The following is a 17,397-nucleotide window of genomic DNA, read 5'->3' on the forward strand; positions in this document are numbered from 1 at the left end:
TCAGGTTTGCTTCTGTTGCATGCATTGAGCCGTTTTTGTCTGATGATACGTTTTTATTTACGATTAGGCGGTTTGTAATTTACGATTGGAATTACTTCCTGCTTGGTTTAAAAGCTCCATGGGCTTTTGGATTGCTCCGTTTTTTCTTAACTTTGTATCCATTATCTTTTATGTATTCAGCAATATATGTATCTGACTCTTTTTCTCAACTTCGTAAAAATAGGAATGTTTACCATAGGTGGAGGATATGCTATGCTTTCGTTGATTCAGTTCGAGATTGTAGATCGGCATCATTGGTTGACGTTACAGCAATTTACGGATATTGTCGCTATTTCACAGATGACTCCCGGACCTATCGGGATAAATAGTGCCACCTATATTGGTTATTCGGTGACAGGGAGTGTTTTTGGGGGGCTGTTGTTGCGACGGTTGCTGTTTGTCTGCCTTCATTTCTTATGGTATTGTTTATCTCTTACTTCTTTGTGAAATTCAAGGATAATAAATACGTTAATGCGGCAATGTCAGGTCTGCTGCCTACGTCCGTAGCCTTGATCGGAGCTGCCGCTTTGCTGCTGATGAACGGAGAAAACTTTATAGATTATAAGAGCGTTTTAATATTTATTGCTGCTTTTTTTCTTACTTGGAGATATAAAGTTCATCCGATTCTGATGATCTGTCTGGCCGGAGTGATGGGATTTATTTTGTATTAAGCAATCGTAAAAAATAGATTGTCGCATACCATACAGTGAGAAAATCGCACGTCTGATTTTAACATTGTTAATTCCGTTTTCTTGCATATCATTCCTTTTTTCGCAAAACATTAATATCTTGTTGGTAGAGAAGCGTATTCCTGCCGACAAGAATACGTGTTTAACACAGCATTAAAAGCGTACTCTTGCAGGTTGAGAGTATCGGCTCATTTGTTTATTGAATGAATGATTAATGATTTGATATACAATGGATAATCTCGTTCACTGTTATCTCCCTGTATTGGACGCCCCTCATCGGTTCGGAAAATAGTGCCTGCCTGTACTTGTCAAAATAGTAACTATTAGAGCCTGTTTAAATTTTCTTCTCAGAATAATACCGGGCAAAATTTAAACAGACTCTAATTATATGTTTTTTCTGAAACTGTCTGTTTGCGTGGAAAAATGTTATATCATTTTTCCTTTAAACACAAAGCTTTCTTTTTCAAAATCGGCTTCCGGCAGGGGAGTACCCGGGGTGAATAAGCCGAAGACGGAGGAGCCCGAACCACTCATCGCAGCATATATGGCTCCTTTTTGGTATAGCTTGTCTTTTATCTCCCCGATGGCAGGGTATTGTGGAAATACACTCGTCTCGAAGTCGTTTACTAATCTTTCTTTCCACTCGCTGACAGGCAGGGCGATGGTTTCTTTTAACGAGTATTCCGGCTTATGAGGCTTAATCAGCGAAAAAGCTTCTTGCGTAGATACAAAAATATCGGGTTTTACCAATAGGATCTGATAATCTTTTAAAGAAAGCGTGATAGGAGAGAATAGGTTTCCGATTCCTTCGGCATAGGTTGGCATATTGTTGATAAAGAAAGCACAGTCGGCTCCTAACGCCGCAGCATATTCTTCCAGTTTTTCGGCGGTTAGTCCCAGTTCGAACCTTTTGTTTAAAAGTTTTAGCATGAAAGCGGCATCGGACGATCCGCCGCCCAATCCCGCACCCGATGGGATATGCTTATACAAATGAATATCTACCGGAGGAAGGTCGAACACTTTGTCCAACATCAGATAGGCTTTCACAACCAGATTGTCTGCTGCATTTCCTGTTATTTCCAAGCCTGCCTGATGAAGAGAAAACTTTTGTACTTGCCCGTTGGCAGCAGGTAATTGGCAGTTGTTTTGCACATGTATCTCTAAAGCGTCTTCGATGGGAACGGGATAAAAAACGGTTTCCAGATTATGATATCCGTCCGGGCGTTTCTCTGTGATATTCAACCCCAAGTTTATTTTTGCATTCGGAAATGTGATCATTTTTTTATTTACGATTAGGAAAACTACAATTTACAATTGAAATCTCAGAAACCTGAAAAGAAATTCTATAAAAAACAAAATAGATTCTCATGGTTTATAAGTATCGATGCAAAGTTAGTAAAATCTTCATTTTTCTTTATTTATTCTTCATTATTATATTCTATCTTTGCCATCCCTTTACGAACCGACCGGTCGGTTTGTTTTGGTTTTTAATAATAAATTAGGCAGATATTAAATTGTAAATAGAAAGATGGCTGAACAACAAAAAAGAACTTCCCGTAATACGAAATCCAAAACTCCGCAACCTATAACCGACTATGGACGTATCCAGCCACAGGCCCCGGAATTGGAAGAAGCCGTGTTGGGGGCTTTGATGATTGAAAAAGATGCATATTCCCTGGTAAGTGAAATTCTTCGCCCGGAATCGTTTTATGAGCATCGCCATCAACTGATTTATGCAGCTATTACAGACTTGGCTGTTAATCAGCAACCGGTGGATATCCTTACTGTGAAAGAGCAATTGGCTAAACGCGGTGATTTGAAAGAGGTTGGTGGTCCGTTTTATATAACACAGTTGAGTAGTAAGGTTGCTTCTTCTGCTCATATCGAGTATCATGCGCGTATCATTGCACAGAAATATCTGGCGCGTGAACTGATTACTTTTACCAGTGGGATTCAAAGCAAGGCATTTGATGAGACGCTCGATGTGGACGATCTGATGCAGGAGGCAGAAGGAAAGTTATTTGAGATTTCGCAACGGAACATGAAGAAAGACTATACGCAGATCAATCCGGTGATTAGTGAGGCGTATCAGTTGATTCAGAAAGCTGCTGCCCGTACCGATGGTTTGAGTGGCTTGGAGAGTGGTTATACCAAGTTGGACAAGATGACTTCCGGTTGGCAAAACTCTGACCTTATTGTTATCGCTGCCCGTCCTGCTATGGGTAAAACGGCATTTGTGCTTTCTATGGCAAAGAATATAGCGGTAAATTTCAGGAATCCTGTTGCGCTGTTCTCGCTTGAAATGAGTAATGTACAGTTGGTAAATCGTCTGATTTCCAATGTCTGTGAAATTCCGAGTGAGAAAATCAAGAGCGGCCAGCTCGCTGCATATGAGTGGCAGCAACTGGATTATAAGTTGAAAGATCTGATCGACGCACCTTTGTATGTCGACGATACCCCTTCGTTGTCTGTTTTTGAACTTCGTACCAAAGCGCGTCGTCTGGTGCGTGAGCATGGGGTCCGGATTATCATTATCGACTACCTTCAGTTGATGAATGCGAGCGGCATGGCATTTGGTAGCCGTCAGGAAGAGGTAAGTACTATCTCGCGTTCGCTCAAAGGACTTGCTAAGGAGTTGAATATACCTATTATTGCCTTGTCGCAGTTGAATCGTGGTGTCGAGAGTCGTGAGGGTATCGAAGGAAAACGACCTCAGTTGAGCGACCTTCGTGAATCCGGGGCCATTGAACAGGATGCCGATATGGTGTGCTTTATTCATCGTCCGGAATACTATAAGATCTTTCAAGACGATCATGGAAACGACTTGCGTGGTATGGCGGAAATTATTATTGCCAAGCATCGTAACGGTGCTGTAGGAGATGTGCTCTTACGTTTCAAAGGTGAATACACTCGATTCCAAAATCCGGATGATGATATGGTGATTCCTGCACCCGATGCAGGGGCGATGCCTATAGTGGGTTCACGAATGAATAGTGCCGGTAACGTTCCGCCTCCTACACCTGATTTTGCTCCGCAAGCTGATAATCCGTTTGGCGGAATAGGCGGTGACGGGCCATTGCCTTTCTAAATATTTTTAGCTTGAATTGTTTATATATAGTAGCTAAGTAGTCAAGTAGTCAAGTAGTAAGTAGAAATGTATTGTCTGATGCTTTTCGCTTATCCACTTGTTACTTAGTTGTTTATTATTTATTTAATTAATGCTTAGTTGCTTACTATTTAACTACTCACTACTCACTACTTACTACTTACTACTTACTACTCACTACTTACTACTCACTACTCACTACTTAACAGCTCACTACTTGACTACTCTGCAAGTGAAGTAAACTAATTGGGATTGTTTCCGGATTTTAAGAAATGATACCGGCTATTTTTGTACTTCATTAATTTTCTATGTATTAAATTTCCTGCCAACCGAAAAAACTTATTAACTTTGCGAATCTTTTTGAGAAATAATAAAAACTTAATGATATGAATATCTCTTATAATTGGCTGAAAGAGTATGTCGACTTCGATTTGACACCGGAAGAAGTGGCTGCTGCGCTTACTTCCATCGGATTGGAAACAGGAAGTGTGGAAGAAGTTCAAACCATTAAAGGCGGTCTGGAAGGTCTCGTTATTGGCGAGGTGTTGACATGTGTGGAGCATCCGAATTCAGACCACTTACACATCACTACGGTTAATTTGGGAAATGGCGAGCCCACCCAGATTGTATGCGGAGCGCCCAATGTAGCTACCGGACAAAAGGTTGTTGTTGCTACCTTAGGCACGAAACTCTACGATGGTGATGAATGTTTTACGATTAAAAAATCAAAAATTCGTGGTGTAGAGTCTATCGGTATGATTTGTGCAGAGGATGAAATCGGTATCGGGACTTCTCATGATGGTATTATCGTCTTGCCCGAACAGGCTGTTCCGGGCACATTGGCCAAAGATTATTATAATGTAAAGAGTGATTATGTGCTCGAAGTGGATATCACGCCCAATCGTGCGGATGCCTGTTCGCATTATGGTGTGGCACGCGACTTGTATGCTTATCTGATTCAGAATGGTAAGCAAGCTACGTTAAAATGTCCGTCGGTCGATGCTTTTGCGGTAGAAAATCACGATCTCGATATTAAAGTAACGGTAGAGAACAGTGAAGCATGTCCCCGATATGCCGGTATTACTGTAAAAGACGTTACTGTAAAAGAGAGTCCTGAGTGGTTGCAGAATAAGCTTCGGTTGATTGGGGTGCGTCCTATCAATAATGTGGTGGACGTTACGAACTATATCGTTCATGCTTTCGGACAGCCGCTACACTGTTTTGATGCAGATAAAATAAAGGGCGGGGAAGTCATTGTAAAGACTTTGTCCGAAGGTACTCCTTTTGTTACATTAGACGGTGTAGAGCGTAAATTGAATGAGCGTGATTTGATGATCTGTAACAAGGAAGAGGCGATGTGCATTGCCGGTGTGTTCGGCGGATTGGATTCCGGTTCTACGGAGGCAACCACAAACGTTTTTATCGAGAGTGCTTATTTTCATCCTACTTGGGTGCGTAAAACGGCTCGTCGTCATGGATTGAATACGGATGCTTCTTTCCGTTTCGAAAGAGGTATCGATCCGAATATAACTATTTATTGCCTGAAGTTGGCGGCCATCATGGTAAAAGAGTTGGCCGGCGGTACCATCTCCAGTGAGATTAAGGACGTGTGTGTGGCTCCTGCGCAAGATTTTATCGTAGAGTTAGCATATGAAAAAGTAAATTCTCTGGTTGGCAAAGTGATTCCGGTGGAAACAATCAAGAGTATTGTGAAAAGTCTGGAAATGAAGGTCACGAATGAAACGGCTGAAGGCTTGACGTTGGCAGTTCCTCCTTATCGTGTGGATGTACAACGTGATTGTGATGTGATTGAAGATATTCTTCGTATTTACGGATATAATAACGTAGAGATACCATCTACCTTGAAATCGAGTCTGACTACCAAAGGAGAGGAAGATAAATCAAATAAACTGCAGAATTTGATAGCTGAGCAGTTGGTTGGTTGCGGATTTAATGAAATACTGAACAACTCTCTGACACGTGCTGCTTATTACGACGGGTTAGAGTCTTATCCTTCCAATCACTTGGTGATGCTGATGAATCCGTTGAGTGCTGATTTGAACAGTATGCGCCAGACATTGTTATTTGGAGGGCTCGAAAGTATCGCTCATAATGCGAACCGTAAGAATGCTGATTTGAAATTCTTCGAGTTCGGTAATTGCTATTATTTCGATGCCGATAAGAAGAATCCGGAAAAAACATTGGCAACTTATGCCGAAGATTACCATCTTGGATTGTGGGTGACGGGCAAGAAGGTTTCCAATTCTTGGATACATGCGGATGAGAATAGTTCAGTATATGAGTTGAAAGCTTATGTAGAGAATATCTTGAAACGTCTGGGATTGGATTTACGCAATCTGGTGGTGGGTAATCTTACGGATGATATTTTTGCTGCGGCTCTTACCGTTCATACCAGAGGTGGCAAACGTTTGGCTACATTCGGTGTTGTGACAAAGAAATTGTTGAAAGCATTTGATATTGACAATGAGGTATATTATGCCGATCTGGATTGGAAAGAACTGATGAGAGCGATCCGTTCAGTGAAAGTCAGCTTCAAGGAAATATCTAAATTTCCGGCTGTGAAACGTGACCTTGCGCTGTTGCTCGACAAGAATATCCAGTTTGCTGAAATTGAAAAGATTGCTTACGAAACAGAGAAGAAACTCCTGAAAGAAGTAGAGCTCTTCGATGTATACGAAGGTAAGAATCTGGAAGCGGGTAAAAAGTCATATGCTGTAAGTTTCTTGTTGCAAGATGAAATACAGACACTGAATGATAAGATGATTGATAAAATCATGTCGAAACTCGTGAAGAACCTGGAAGACAAACTGGGTGCGAAATTAAGATAAGAATTTAAAATCAATATATAAAAATATAAACCAATGGGAAGAGCATTCGAATATAGAAAAGCTACCAAGCTGAAAAGATGGGGCAATATGGCCCGTACATTTACGAGAATAGGTAAACAAATCGCAATTGCAGTGAAAGCCGGTGGTCCGGATCCTGAAAATAACCCGCATCTGCGTGCAGTTGTTGCCACAGCAAAGCGTGAGAATATGCCGAAAGATAACGTGGAACGCGCTATCAAGAATGCAATGGGTAAAGACCAGAAGGACTATAAAGAGATGAACTATGAAGGATACGGACCTTTTGGTATTGCTGTGTTTGTAGAGACCGCTACAGATAATACGACTCGTACGGTTGCCAATGTCCGTAGTGTTTTCAATAAGTTCGGCGGCACTCTGGGAACTTCCGGTAGCCTTGACTTTATGTTCAGTTGGAAATCGATGTTTACCATCGCTAAGAAAGAAGGTTTGGAGATGGATGAACTGATTCTTGAATTGATCGATTATGGAGTAGAAGATGAATATGACGAAGATGAAGAGGAAATCACCATTTATGGCGACCCTAAATCGTTTGCTCAGATTCAGAAATATCTTGAGGATAATGGCTTCGAAGTAAAAGGAGCCGAATTTACCCGTATTCCTAATGACGAGAAAGAACTGACTGCCGAACAACGTGCTACTATTGATAAAATGGTGGAACGTCTGGAAGAGGATGAGGATGTTCAGAATGTCTATACCAACATGAAACCGGCAGAGGAAGGCGAGGAATGAAATATGTTTATAGAACCCAGGGGACTTGCAGCACGAATATCGAACTCGATGTAGAAGAGGGTGTGCTGAAAGAAGTGGCTTACTGGGGTGGATGTAACGGTAGTTTGCAAGGTATTTCCCGTCTGGTGACAGGTATGAAAGTAGAAGATGTCATTGAAAAGCTGGAAGGTGTCAGATGTGGACGCCGTTCTACTTCCTGTCCGGATCAGTTGTATAAAGCGTTGCATGAAATGGGATATTAACCTTGATAGGGCACATAAAAAACGGCGATACTTGAAAAAGCATCGCCGTTTTTTATGAGGAGAATTCTCATTTTGATGTTATTATCAGATTCTATTTGTACATATCCGGTGTGACCTTTACACGGAAGAGTTCTTGCTGAGTCTTATCCGATAGATAGACATATGCCATAGTTACATCCATATCTCTGTACATCTTGAGATCATCTGTGTTTTTGATGATTCCCGGTAGATTTTCCTCCAAATGTTTTTGAGTGGTTTCCGCTATGTTCGGATCGTCTGCTGCTCCTGTCAGGGTATAATAATAAGTAAATGTATTATCTCCTCCCGTATAGCTTGTGCTATCCATTCGTGTCATTTCGTCTATGGTCATGGGACACTGCTTATTGACTTCCTGAGAGGCTATTTCGAATACTTTTTGTTTTGCTTGCTGGCATGAGGTCAGTACGAGAACGGTAAGGCAAACTGCTGTGATGATCTTTTTCATAATGATATCTTGTTTTTAATAAATAATATTTCAAAGGTAATTGTTTTTGATGAACTGAACAAATGGGCGGATTGTTTTGTTTAATATCATTAAGGTTGGCGGTTCTCATCCAACAAAACCGTGTTAAAAATTGCGTTTAATTTCATTTAATCGTAATTTTGTGCAAACATTAAAAGAAAAGAACAGAACTTTATTATGCAGAATATATTTAAGGATTTAAAACGTAAAGACCATAAACGTTATTTGGGAGGATTGGATGTGTTCAGATACATCGGTCCCGGATTATTGGTCACTGTCGGTTTTATAGATCCGGGTAATTGGGCTTCAAATTTTGCCGCCGGCTCCGAATTCGGATATTCATTGCTGTGGGTGGTTACTCTGTCTACTATCATGCTAATCGTACTTCAGCACAATGTGGCGCATTTGGGAATTGTAACCGGGCTTTGCTTGTCTGAAGCGGCTACCCAATATACTCCTAAATGGGTGTCACGTCCTATCTTGGGAACAGCCGTGCTGGCCTCCATATCCACTTCGCTGGCAGAAATCCTGGGTGGAGCCATTGCTTTGGAAATGTTACTCGATGTTCCTATAATTTGGGGAGCTGTATTGACTACTGTTTTCGTTTCCGTCATGTTGTTTACAAACTCTTATAAAAAAATCGAACGGTCTATCATTGCTTTTGTGTCTGTGATCGGCCTCTCGTTTATTTATGAACTTTTTCTTGTAGATATAGATTGGCCATTGGCTGTGCAAGGATGGGTTACACCGGCCATTCCTAAGGGAAGCATGCTTATTATTATGAGCGTGCTTGGCGCAGTAGTGATGCCTCACAATCTGTTTCTTCATTCGGAAGTGATACAGAGCCATGAATATAACAAACAGGATGACGCTTCTATTCGGAAAGTTTTGAAGTATGAATTGTTCGATACGCTTTTTTCAATGATTGTGGGATGGGCCATCAACAGTGCAATGATCTTGCTTGCTGCCGCTACTTTTTTTAAAAGTGGGATACAAGTAGAGGAGCTGCAGCAGGCAAAATCACTGCTGGAACCTTTGTTGGGCAGTAATGCCGCCATTGTTTTTGCTTTGGCTTTGCTGATGGCAGGTATTTCTTCTACGATAACGAGTGGAATGGCCGCCGGTTCTATCTTTGCCGGAATATTTGGTGAATCATATCATATAAAGGACAGCCATTCGCAGGTGGGAGTCATTCTCTCGTTAGGCATTGCTTTGTTATTGATATTTTTTATAGGCGATCCTTTTAAAGGACTGATCATTTCACAAATGATTCTGAGTATTCAGTTGCCGTTTACCGTATTTTTGCAAGTGGGGTTGACTTCTTCTAAGAAAGTAATGGGCAATTACGTCAATAGTCGTTGGAGTACGTTTATACTTTATACAATTGCGATAGTAGTTTCTATATTGAATATCATGTTGCTGTTTTCTTGAATGAAGAAAGCAAGAAACAGGTTGTCGTTGTTGGATGGCGACATTAACTTTACCCGGTAAAATTGGATGATTATGAGTAATAAACAAGACGAAATTAATTTTGCCCGTGTGGCAGACGCCATTGAATATATTACCCGAAATTACCGGGAACAACCTTCTCTGTTCGATGTAGCGGAGGAAGTGAATGTAAGTATCCATCATTTTCAGCGGCTATTTACAGAATGGGCCGGAGTAAGCCCAAAGAAGTTTTTGCAGTATATCAGTGTCAATCATGCCAAGAAGATTTTAAGAGAAGGACAGGGAAGCCTTTTCGATGCTGCTTTTGAGACGGGACTTTCCGGTACGGGGCGTTTGCACGAACTTTTTATCCATATCGAAGGGATGACCCCGGGAGAATATAAAATCGGTGGTCGTGGATTGACCATTAACTATCGTTTCGCAGAAACTCACTTTGGGGAAATGCTGGTGGCATCTACCTCTAAAGGGGTATGTTATATGGCTTTCTGTGATGACCGGGAGCAGGTGTTGGACGAGTTAGGACATCATTTTCCGTATGCTACGTTCGAAAAGCGTCCGGATGAATTTCAAGAACGTGCCCTTGCTGTCTTTTCTATGGATTGGACGAATATAGATGAGGTGAAACTTCACCTACGGGGTACTGAATTCCAACTGAAAGTATGGGAAACATTGCTTAAAATACCGATGGGGGCATTAACCACCTATGGAGATATTGCCTGTTATCTGGATAATCCGAAATCCTCTCGTGCTGTGGGGACGGCAGTAGGAGATAATCCGGTTGCTTTTCTTATTCCTTGCCACCGTGTGATTCGCTCTACCGGTGCATTGGGGGGCTATCGTTGGGGGGTGACTCGAAAAACTGCTATGATAGGATGGGAAGCAGCAAAGATTGAGAAATAAAAAATAATGGAATAGCATATAATAGATGTTTTTATGAAAATAATAACTTATAATGTGAATGGCCTGCGGGCCGCAGTAACCAAAGGTTTGCCCGAATGGCTGTCACAGGAGCAGCCGGATGTTCTCTGTCTGCAAGAAACTAAATTGCAACCGGAGCAGTATCCGGCAGAAGCGTTTGAAGCATTGGGTTATAAGGCCTATCTGTACTCTGCACAGAAAAAAGGATATAGTGGGGTGGCTATCCTTACCCGCCGTGAGCCCGATCATGTGGAATATGGTATGGGAATTGAAGAATATGATAATGAAGGCCGTTTTATCCGTGCGGATTATGGAGACTTGTCTGTTGTGAGTGTATATCATCCCTCAGGAACAAGTGGCGATGAACGTCAGGCATTCAAGATGGTATGGCTGGAAGCCTTTCAGCAGTATGTGACAGAATTGCAAAAGTCCCGCCCTAAGCTGATTCTTTGCGGAGACTATAACATTTGTCATGAACCGATCGATATTCATGATCCTATCCGAAATGCGACAAATAGCGGTTTCCTACCCGAAGAACGAGAATGGATGACTCGTTTCCTGTCTGCCGGTTTTGTCGATTCTTTCCGTACGCTTTATCCTGAAAAGCAGGAGTATACCTGGTGGAGCTATCGTTTCAATTCGAGAGCGAAAAATAAGGGATGGCGCATAGATTACTGTATGGTCAGTGAACCTGTACGACCGATGTTAAAGGCTGCACGTATATTGAATGAGGCGGTACATTCCGATCATTGCCCGATGATGTTGGAATTGGAAGATTAGAGGATTCAGAGTATGGTGATACTCAGTTTGCGGCTATCTCCTCCATCACGAAACTCACATAAATAAATTCCCTGCCAAGTGCCCAGGTTCAACTTGTGGTTCTTGATAGGGATAGTTACTGAACTACCTATCAGAGACGCCTTTATATGCGCGCTCATATCGTCCGGGCCTTCCAGTGTATGCACAAAGTAAGGTGCGCCGTCCGGAACAAGTTTGTTGAAGAACGTCTGGAAATCGTACCGTACATCCGGATCTGCATTTTCATTGATTGTAATTCCTGCCGAAGTATGCTTGATAAACACCACAAGCAATCCACTTTCAGGTAATTCAGGCAGATGGGATATGATGTCACGCGTCACCAGATGGAAACCGCGTGGATAGTGTGGTAACTGTATATCGAGAGTGATAGCCATAATATTACTTCATTTAAATTACTTCTGCAAAGATACTTTTTTATACTTTTGCACAACTAAATGATAGAAATAAAAAATGGAAGATAGAATACAACGAGCTACTCAGCTTTTCAAAAGCGGTTATAATTGTTCGCAGTCCGTAGTAGCTGCTTTTGCCGATATATATGGATTTACGGAAGAACAGGCGTTACGTATGGCAGCCTCTTTCGGTGGCGGTATCGGGAGAATGAGAGAAACTTGTGGCGCCGCTTGCGGTATGTTTCTACTGGCAGGACTGGAAAAAGGTGCGGTTGACGGTGCTGATAAGGAAGGGAAGGCTGCTAATTATGCTTTGGTACAAGAACTTGCGGCTGAATTTAAGAAAAGAAACGGTTCATTGAATTGCGGTGAACTGTTGGGGTTGAAGAAAAGGGCGGAGATTTCGTCTGTTCCGGAAGAACGGACCGAGCAATATTATGCTAAACGTCCGTGTTCCAAGATGGTAGAGGAAGCTGCAAGAATTTGGGCGGAATACCTTGAAAAAAATCGGAAACAAGGCTAAAAAAGCTGTTTTTATTACAGATTTTGCAAAAAAACGACCAATAAAGTGTTATATAACATAAATATAACTATCTTTGCAGTTGAAATAAAATCTGAAAGTTGATATAACTTTCGATTTTTACATCATGTCGAACTTAAATTTCTAAAGCAAATGTTGAAAGAAAAAGCAGGTGAAATTGCAGGTAAAATCTGGAATGCACTGAACGGTACAGAAGGTCTGACCGCTAAGCAAATCAAAAAAGCAACCAAGTTAGTAGACAAAGACTTGTTTTTAGGTCTTGGTTGGTTGTTGAGAGAGGATAAGATCTCTACTCAGGAAATTGAAGGTGAACTTTTCATTCAATTGATCTAAGAAGGTAAATCACTTACTTATAAAAAAATGCGTTGATACATTCTGAATGTGATCAACGCATTTTTTTGTATTCTAATAAATAGAATGTGTTCTGAATGTTATTTATGGTAAGTCGATGGTATTATCTTGTTGCCGACCTTTGCTCTATATAATTAATAACTTGTTTTACATTCCCATTTTTTTCTCTAAATTTGCAAACGAATTGAAGGAATAAGAAAGGAGACATGTAAATGTCCGGCAAGAATTCTTGTTGACGAATCATTAAAAAAATAAGAAATATAATAAGAAAAGAATGAAGAATATACGTAATTTCTGCATCATTGCTCACATTGACCATGGTAAATCAACGCTGGCGGATCGTCTGTTGGAATTCACTAATACGATACAGGTAACTAACGGTCAGATGTTGGATGATATGGATTTGGAAAAGGAGAGAGGCATTACCATCAAGAGCCATGCTATACAGATGGAATATACCTATAAAGGTGAAAAGTATATTCTGAATCTGATCGATACTCCGGGACATGTCGATTTTTCTTATGAAGTTTCACGTTCGATTGCTGCTTGTGAAGGGGCATTGTTGATTGTAGATGCTTCGCAGGGTGTGCAAGCTCAGACGATCTCGAATCTTTATATGGCTATTGAGCATGATTTGGAAATTATTCCTGTTATCAATAAGTGCGATATGGCAAGTGCCATGCCCGAGGAAGTGGAGGATGAAATCGTAGAGCTGCTTGGTTGCAAGCGTGATGAAATTATTCGTGCATCTGGTAAAACTGGTATGGGAGTTGAAGAAATACTATCTGCTGTTATCGAACGTATTCCACATCCGAAAGGAGATGAAGAAGCACCGTTGCAGGCGCTGATTTTTGATTCTGTATTCAATTCTTTCCGCGGAATTATTGCTTATTTTAAAATTTTGAACGGGGTGATCCGTACAGGCGATAAAGTGAAGTTTTTTAATACCGGAAAAGAGTATGATGCCGATGAGATAGGAGTTCTTAAAATGGATATGGTTCCACGTAAAGAGCTGCGTACGGGGGATGTAGGTTATATTATTTCAGGTATTAAAACTTCTAAGGAAGTGAAGGTTGGGGATACTATCACGCATATCGCCCGTCCTTGCGATAAGGCCATCGAAGGTTTTGAGGAAGTGAAACCGATGGTGTTTGCCGGTGTATATCCTATTGAAGCAGAGGAGTTTGAGGATCTGCGTGCTTCTCTTGAGAAATTGCAGTTGAATGATGCTTCGCTTACTTTTCAACCGGAATCTTCATTGGCATTGGGATTTGGTTTCCGTTGTGGATTTCTTGGACTATTGCATATGGAGATTGTTCAGGAGCGTCTCGATCGTGAGTTTGACATGAATGTGATTACCACTGTGCCGAACGTTTCTTATAATATTTATGATAAGCAGGGACACGTGACTGAGGTACACAACCCCGGTGGTATGCCCGATCCTACGATGATAGATCATATCGAAGAACCCTATATCAAGTCTTCTATCATTACTACTACCGATTATATCGGTCCTATTATGACACTTTGCCTCGGTAAACGTGGTGAGTTGATTAAGCAGGAATACATATCCGGCAATCGGGTGGAGTTATACTATAATATGCCTTTGGGGGAGATTGTAATCGATTTCTATGACAGATTGAAGAGTATTTCCAAAGGATATGCCTCTTTTGATTATCATCCGGCCGGTTTCCGTCCGTCCAAACTTGTGAAGTTGGATATTCTGTTGAACGGTGAGTCCGTCGATGCGCTTTCTACATTGACCCATTTTGACAATGCTTATGACATGGGACGCCGCATGTGCGAGAAGCTGAAAGAGCTGATTCCGAGACAACAGTTTGAAATTGCTATCCAGGCAGCTATCGGTGCTAAGATTATTGCCCGTGAAACCATTAAGGCTGTTCGTAAGGATGTAACGGCTAAGTGTTACGGGGGAGATATCAGCCGTAAACGAAAGTTGCTTGAGAAACAGAAAAAAGGAAAGAAGCGTATGAAGCAGATCGGTAATGTGGAAGTGCCTCAAAAAGCGTTCCTTGCCGTACTGAAACTTGATTAAGCCTTTTTTATGATAGCTAAAAAGGGGGTGTATCTTGAACAAATACCGTTGTAAATAGTTTTAGATACACCAGGTAATTGCCATCTGTCTACAGAGCTTTCCCTGGCAATTATTTTAACATATACGATACAAAATGAGAAAAGTTCTGTCGTTTTCGGTTTTCTTGGTAGCCGGTCTTGTCTTGTCTCAGTCTCTGCCAGTGTTGGTAGGAACAGAAGGAATTGGTGCAGTAAGAACCGTTGCTAATATATTGCTTTATGTCTGTCTGAGCTTCATTATGATTAATGTGGGCAGGGAGTTTGAAGTAGATAAATCTCGTTGGAAAAGTTATACGCAAGATTATTTTATTGCGATGGCCACGGCTGCCATGCCTTGGTTTCTGATTGCACTCTATTATGTGTTTGTATTGCTTCCACCTGAGTTTTGGAATAGTTGGGAAGCTTGGAAAGAGAATTTGTTACTGAGCCGTTTTGCCGCACCGACTTCTGCCGGTATTCTTTTCACTATGTTGGTAGCTATCGGTCTTAAGTCCAGTTGGATGTATAAGAAAATTCAGGTACTTGCCATTTTCGATGATCTCGATACCATTCTTTTGATGATCCCTCTCCAGATCATGATGATCGGTTTGCGCTGGCAGCTTATTATTGTTGTCCTGATTGTGTTTTTGTTGTTGTCATTTGGCTGGAAGCAGTTGGGCAAATATAATTGGCGGCAAGATTGGAAAGCCATTTTGTTTTATTCTTTCCTTGTCTTTATCGCTACTCAGTCTCTCTATCTGATTAGTAAAAGTTTGTATGGCGAAGCGGGAAGCATCCATATTGAAGTGCTGCTGCCTGCATTTATGGTAGGTATGATTATGAAACATAAAGAGATAGATACACCGGTTGAACATAAAGTGGCTACCGGAATCTCTTTTCTATTCATGTTTCTGGTAGGGATGAGTATGCCTCATTTTATTGGAGTTGATTTTGCGGAGACTCAAGCCGGAGAATATTCGGTTACCGGTTCGCAGGAGATGATGCCTTGGGGCGTGATTATCTTTCATGTACTTATTGTTTCTCTGCTATCTAATATAGGAAAGTTATTTCCTGTCTTTTTCTATCGTGATCGTAAATTCAGTGAACGATTGGCTTTATCCATCGGTATGTTTACCCGTGGTGAAGTGGGGGCGGGAGTTATTTTTATTGCTCTCGGTTATAATTTGGGAGGGCCTGCTCTGCTCATTTCAGTTCTTACAATAGTATTGAATCTGATATTGACCGGTATTTTTGTTCTTTGGGTGAAGAAGCTTGCCCTGAGAAGTTATGTGGAATAGCGCAAACTGAGTAATACTTTAAATCTTATTATTAAAACACATATACCATGACTATCTTGCGAACAATGAGACACTTCTCGTCCATGAATATTGCGGCGAGTATTTTGCTATTTCTGACAGCGATTGCTGCTGCTATTATTGCCAACTCTCCAGTGGCTCCTGTCTATCAGGAATTCCTGTTGCATGAACTTCATTTCCGGATTGGCAATTTTAATCTGCTTTCTCATGGAGGTCAGAATCTGACAATGATCGAGTTTATTAATGACGGATTGATGACTGTCTTTTTTCTGTTGGTAGGATTGGAGATAAAACGTGAATTGTTGGTTGGAGAGCTGTCTTCTTTCCGGAAAGCGGCATTGCCGTTTATCGCTGCCTGTGGTGGTATGCTGTTTCCTGTTTTAGTCTATTCATTTGTTTGTGCGCCGGGTGCTCCGGGCGGGCAAGGGCTTGCTATACCGATGGCTACGGATATTGCTTTCTCGCTGGGAGTACTGAGCCTGTTGGGAAAGCGCGTGCCGTTGAGTCTGAAAATTTTTCTGACGGCTTTTGCCGTAGTCGATGATATTGGAGGTATTCTTGTTATTGCTGTTTTTTATAGCTCTCATGTGGCTTATGGATATTTGTTGGTAGCTATTTTACTTTTAATCTTACTTTATTTCGTCGGTAAACGGGCGGTTGCCAATAAATTGTTTTTTCTGGTTATCGGTGTTGTTATCTGGTATCTGTTTTTACAATCGGGCATTCATAGTACGATTGCCGGGGTACTGTTGGCTTTTGTAATACCTGCCAAACCTCAACTGCGTGCAGGCAGATATATCGAACGTATCCGGCGTATCATCAATACTTTTCCGGTTATGGGTGAGAATGATATTGTATTGACCAATGAGCAGATAGCACAGTTGAAAAGAGTGGAGTCGGCTTCCGATCGCGTGATCAGTCCTTTGCAGTCTCTGGAAGATAATCTTCATGGAGTGGTTAATTATATCATTCTTCCTCTGTTCGCTTTTGTGAATGCAGGAGTGGTGTTCAGTGGTGGAGGAGAAGTGATAGGGGAAGTGAGCATTGCCGTAGCTTTAGGATTATTGTGTGGTAAATTTCTGGGTATTTACTTCTTTACGTGGTTGGCTGTTAAAAGTAAGCTTACGCCTATGCCGCAAGGTATGGACTGGAAAAACATTGCCGGTGTTGCTTTGCTGGGTGGTATCGGTTTTACGGTATCTTTGTTTATTGCAAATCTGTCATTCGGTGTAACCCATCCGGTATTGCTGAATCAAGCTAAATTTGGTGTACTTTCCGGTACGGCTTTGGCAGGTATTTTGGGGTATATTGTGTTATATCTCGTATTACCGAAGAAAAGATAA

General features: G+C 41.4%; 15 protein-coding genes and 1 pseudogene. 13 read left to right on the forward strand and 3 right to left on the reverse strand.

Features of this window, described 5'->3' with window-relative positions:
• Positions 1-186: 186 nt before the first annotated feature.
• Positions 187-710: pseudogene (locus HMPREF1532_RS15235) on the forward strand (chromate transporter).
• A 444-nt stretch (positions 711-1,154) separates the two neighbouring features.
• Here the strand turns inward: HMPREF1532_RS15235 and ispE are convergent.
• Positions 1,155-2,006, reverse strand: a complete 852-nt coding sequence (gene ispE, locus HMPREF1532_RS15240) for a 4-(cytidine 5'-diphospho)-2-C-methyl-D-erythritol kinase (RefSeq protein ID WP_005931389.1) — start codon at positions 2,004-2,006, stop codon at positions 1,155-1,157.
• 250 nt (positions 2,007-2,256) lie between these two features.
• Between ispE and dnaB the strand changes: the two genes are divergently transcribed.
• The 4 genes from dnaB to HMPREF1532_RS15260 all read left to right on the forward strand — a co-directional run bounded on the left by dnaB (position 2,257) and on the right by HMPREF1532_RS15260 (position 7,693).
• Positions 2,257-3,816, forward strand: a complete 1,560-nt coding sequence (dnaB, locus tag HMPREF1532_RS15245) for a replicative DNA helicase (protein WP_005931392.1) — start codon at positions 2,257-2,259, stop codon at positions 3,814-3,816.
• A gap of 404 nt (positions 3,817-4,220) precedes the next feature.
• Complete coding sequence (gene pheT, locus HMPREF1532_RS15250; RefSeq protein WP_005931395.1) at positions 4,221-6,683, forward strand: phenylalanine--tRNA ligase subunit beta; 2,463 nt, start codon at positions 4,221-4,223, stop codon at positions 6,681-6,683.
• Between the two features lie 33 nt (positions 6,684-6,716).
• On the forward strand, positions 6,717-7,451 hold the full coding sequence (locus tag HMPREF1532_RS15255; protein WP_005931398.1) for a YebC/PmpR family DNA-binding transcriptional regulator: 735 nt from the start codon (positions 6,717-6,719) through the stop codon (positions 7,449-7,451).
• A complete protein-coding gene (locus tag HMPREF1532_RS15260; protein WP_005931400.1) occupies positions 7,448-7,693 on the forward strand; it encodes a TIGR03905 family TSCPD domain-containing protein in 246 nt (81 codons plus the stop codon). Before HMPREF1532_RS15255 ends, HMPREF1532_RS15260 begins: the two co-directional genes overlap by 4 nt.
• 91 nt (positions 7,694-7,784) lie before the next feature.
• On the opposite strand, the gene HMPREF1532_RS15265 is transcribed toward HMPREF1532_RS15260, so the two are convergent.
• Complete coding sequence (locus tag HMPREF1532_RS15265; protein ID WP_005931403.1) at positions 7,785-8,177, reverse strand: hypothetical protein; 393 nt, start codon at positions 8,175-8,177, stop codon at positions 7,785-7,787.
• A gap of 195 nt (positions 8,178-8,372) precedes the next feature.
• Here HMPREF1532_RS15265 and HMPREF1532_RS15270 point away from each other — a divergent pair, with 195 nt between their 5' ends.
• The 3 genes from HMPREF1532_RS15270 (at position 8,373) to HMPREF1532_RS15280 (ending at position 11,342) form a co-directional block, all read left to right on the forward strand.
• Positions 8,373-9,626 (forward strand): Nramp family divalent metal transporter, encoded by a 1,254-nt coding sequence (locus tag HMPREF1532_RS15270; protein ID WP_005931407.1) that lies wholly within the window; start codon positions 8,373-8,375, stop codon positions 9,624-9,626.
• 72 nt (positions 9,627-9,698) lie between these two features.
• Positions 9,699-10,544, forward strand: a complete 846-nt coding sequence (locus HMPREF1532_RS15275) for a methylated-DNA--[protein]-cysteine S-methyltransferase (RefSeq protein ID WP_005931409.1) — start codon at positions 9,699-9,701, stop codon at positions 10,542-10,544.
• A 33-nt stretch (positions 10,545-10,577) separates the two neighbouring features.
• Positions 10,578-11,342 (forward strand): exodeoxyribonuclease III, encoded by a 765-nt coding sequence (locus HMPREF1532_RS15280; RefSeq protein ID WP_005931411.1) that lies wholly within the window; start codon positions 10,578-10,580, stop codon positions 11,340-11,342.
• 5 nt (positions 11,343-11,347) lie between these two features.
• On the opposite strand, the gene HMPREF1532_RS15285 is transcribed toward HMPREF1532_RS15280, so the two are convergent.
• Positions 11,348-11,755, reverse strand: a complete 408-nt coding sequence (locus tag HMPREF1532_RS15285) for a secondary thiamine-phosphate synthase enzyme YjbQ (RefSeq protein ID WP_005931414.1) — start codon at positions 11,753-11,755, stop codon at positions 11,348-11,350.
• Between the two features lie 76 nt (positions 11,756-11,831).
• Between HMPREF1532_RS15285 and HMPREF1532_RS15290 the strand changes: the two genes are divergently transcribed.
• The 5 genes from HMPREF1532_RS15290 (at position 11,832) to nhaA (ending at position 17,397) form a co-directional block, all read left to right on the forward strand.
• Complete coding sequence (locus HMPREF1532_RS15290) at positions 11,832-12,296, forward strand: C-GCAxxG-C-C family protein (protein ID WP_005931419.1); 465 nt, start codon at positions 11,832-11,834, stop codon at positions 12,294-12,296.
• A gap of 150 nt (positions 12,297-12,446) precedes the next feature.
• Positions 12,447-12,647 (forward strand): winged helix-turn-helix domain-containing protein, encoded by a 201-nt coding sequence (locus HMPREF1532_RS15295; protein ID WP_005931421.1) that lies wholly within the window; start codon positions 12,447-12,449, stop codon positions 12,645-12,647.
• 292 nt (positions 12,648-12,939) lie between these two features.
• Positions 12,940-14,721 (forward strand): translation elongation factor 4, encoded by a 1,782-nt coding sequence (gene lepA / locus HMPREF1532_RS15300; RefSeq protein WP_005931422.1) that lies wholly within the window; start codon positions 12,940-12,942, stop codon positions 14,719-14,721.
• A gap of 133 nt (positions 14,722-14,854) precedes the next feature.
• Positions 14,855-16,036 carry a cation:proton antiporter gene (locus HMPREF1532_RS15305; protein ID WP_005931424.1) on the forward strand — a complete coding sequence of 394 codons (1,182 nt, stop codon included), beginning with the start codon at positions 14,855-14,857 and terminating at the stop codon, positions 16,034-16,036.
• A 47-nt stretch (positions 16,037-16,083) separates the two neighbouring features.
• Complete coding sequence (nhaA, locus tag HMPREF1532_RS15310; protein ID WP_005931426.1) at positions 16,084-17,397, forward strand: Na+/H+ antiporter NhaA; 1,314 nt, start codon at positions 16,084-16,086, stop codon at positions 17,395-17,397.

The sequence above is a fragment of the Bacteroides salyersiae WAL 10018 = DSM 18765 = JCM 12988 genome, from assembly GCF_000381365.1.
Classification (GTDB): domain Bacteria; phylum Bacteroidota; class Bacteroidia; order Bacteroidales; family Bacteroidaceae; genus Bacteroides; species Bacteroides salyersiae.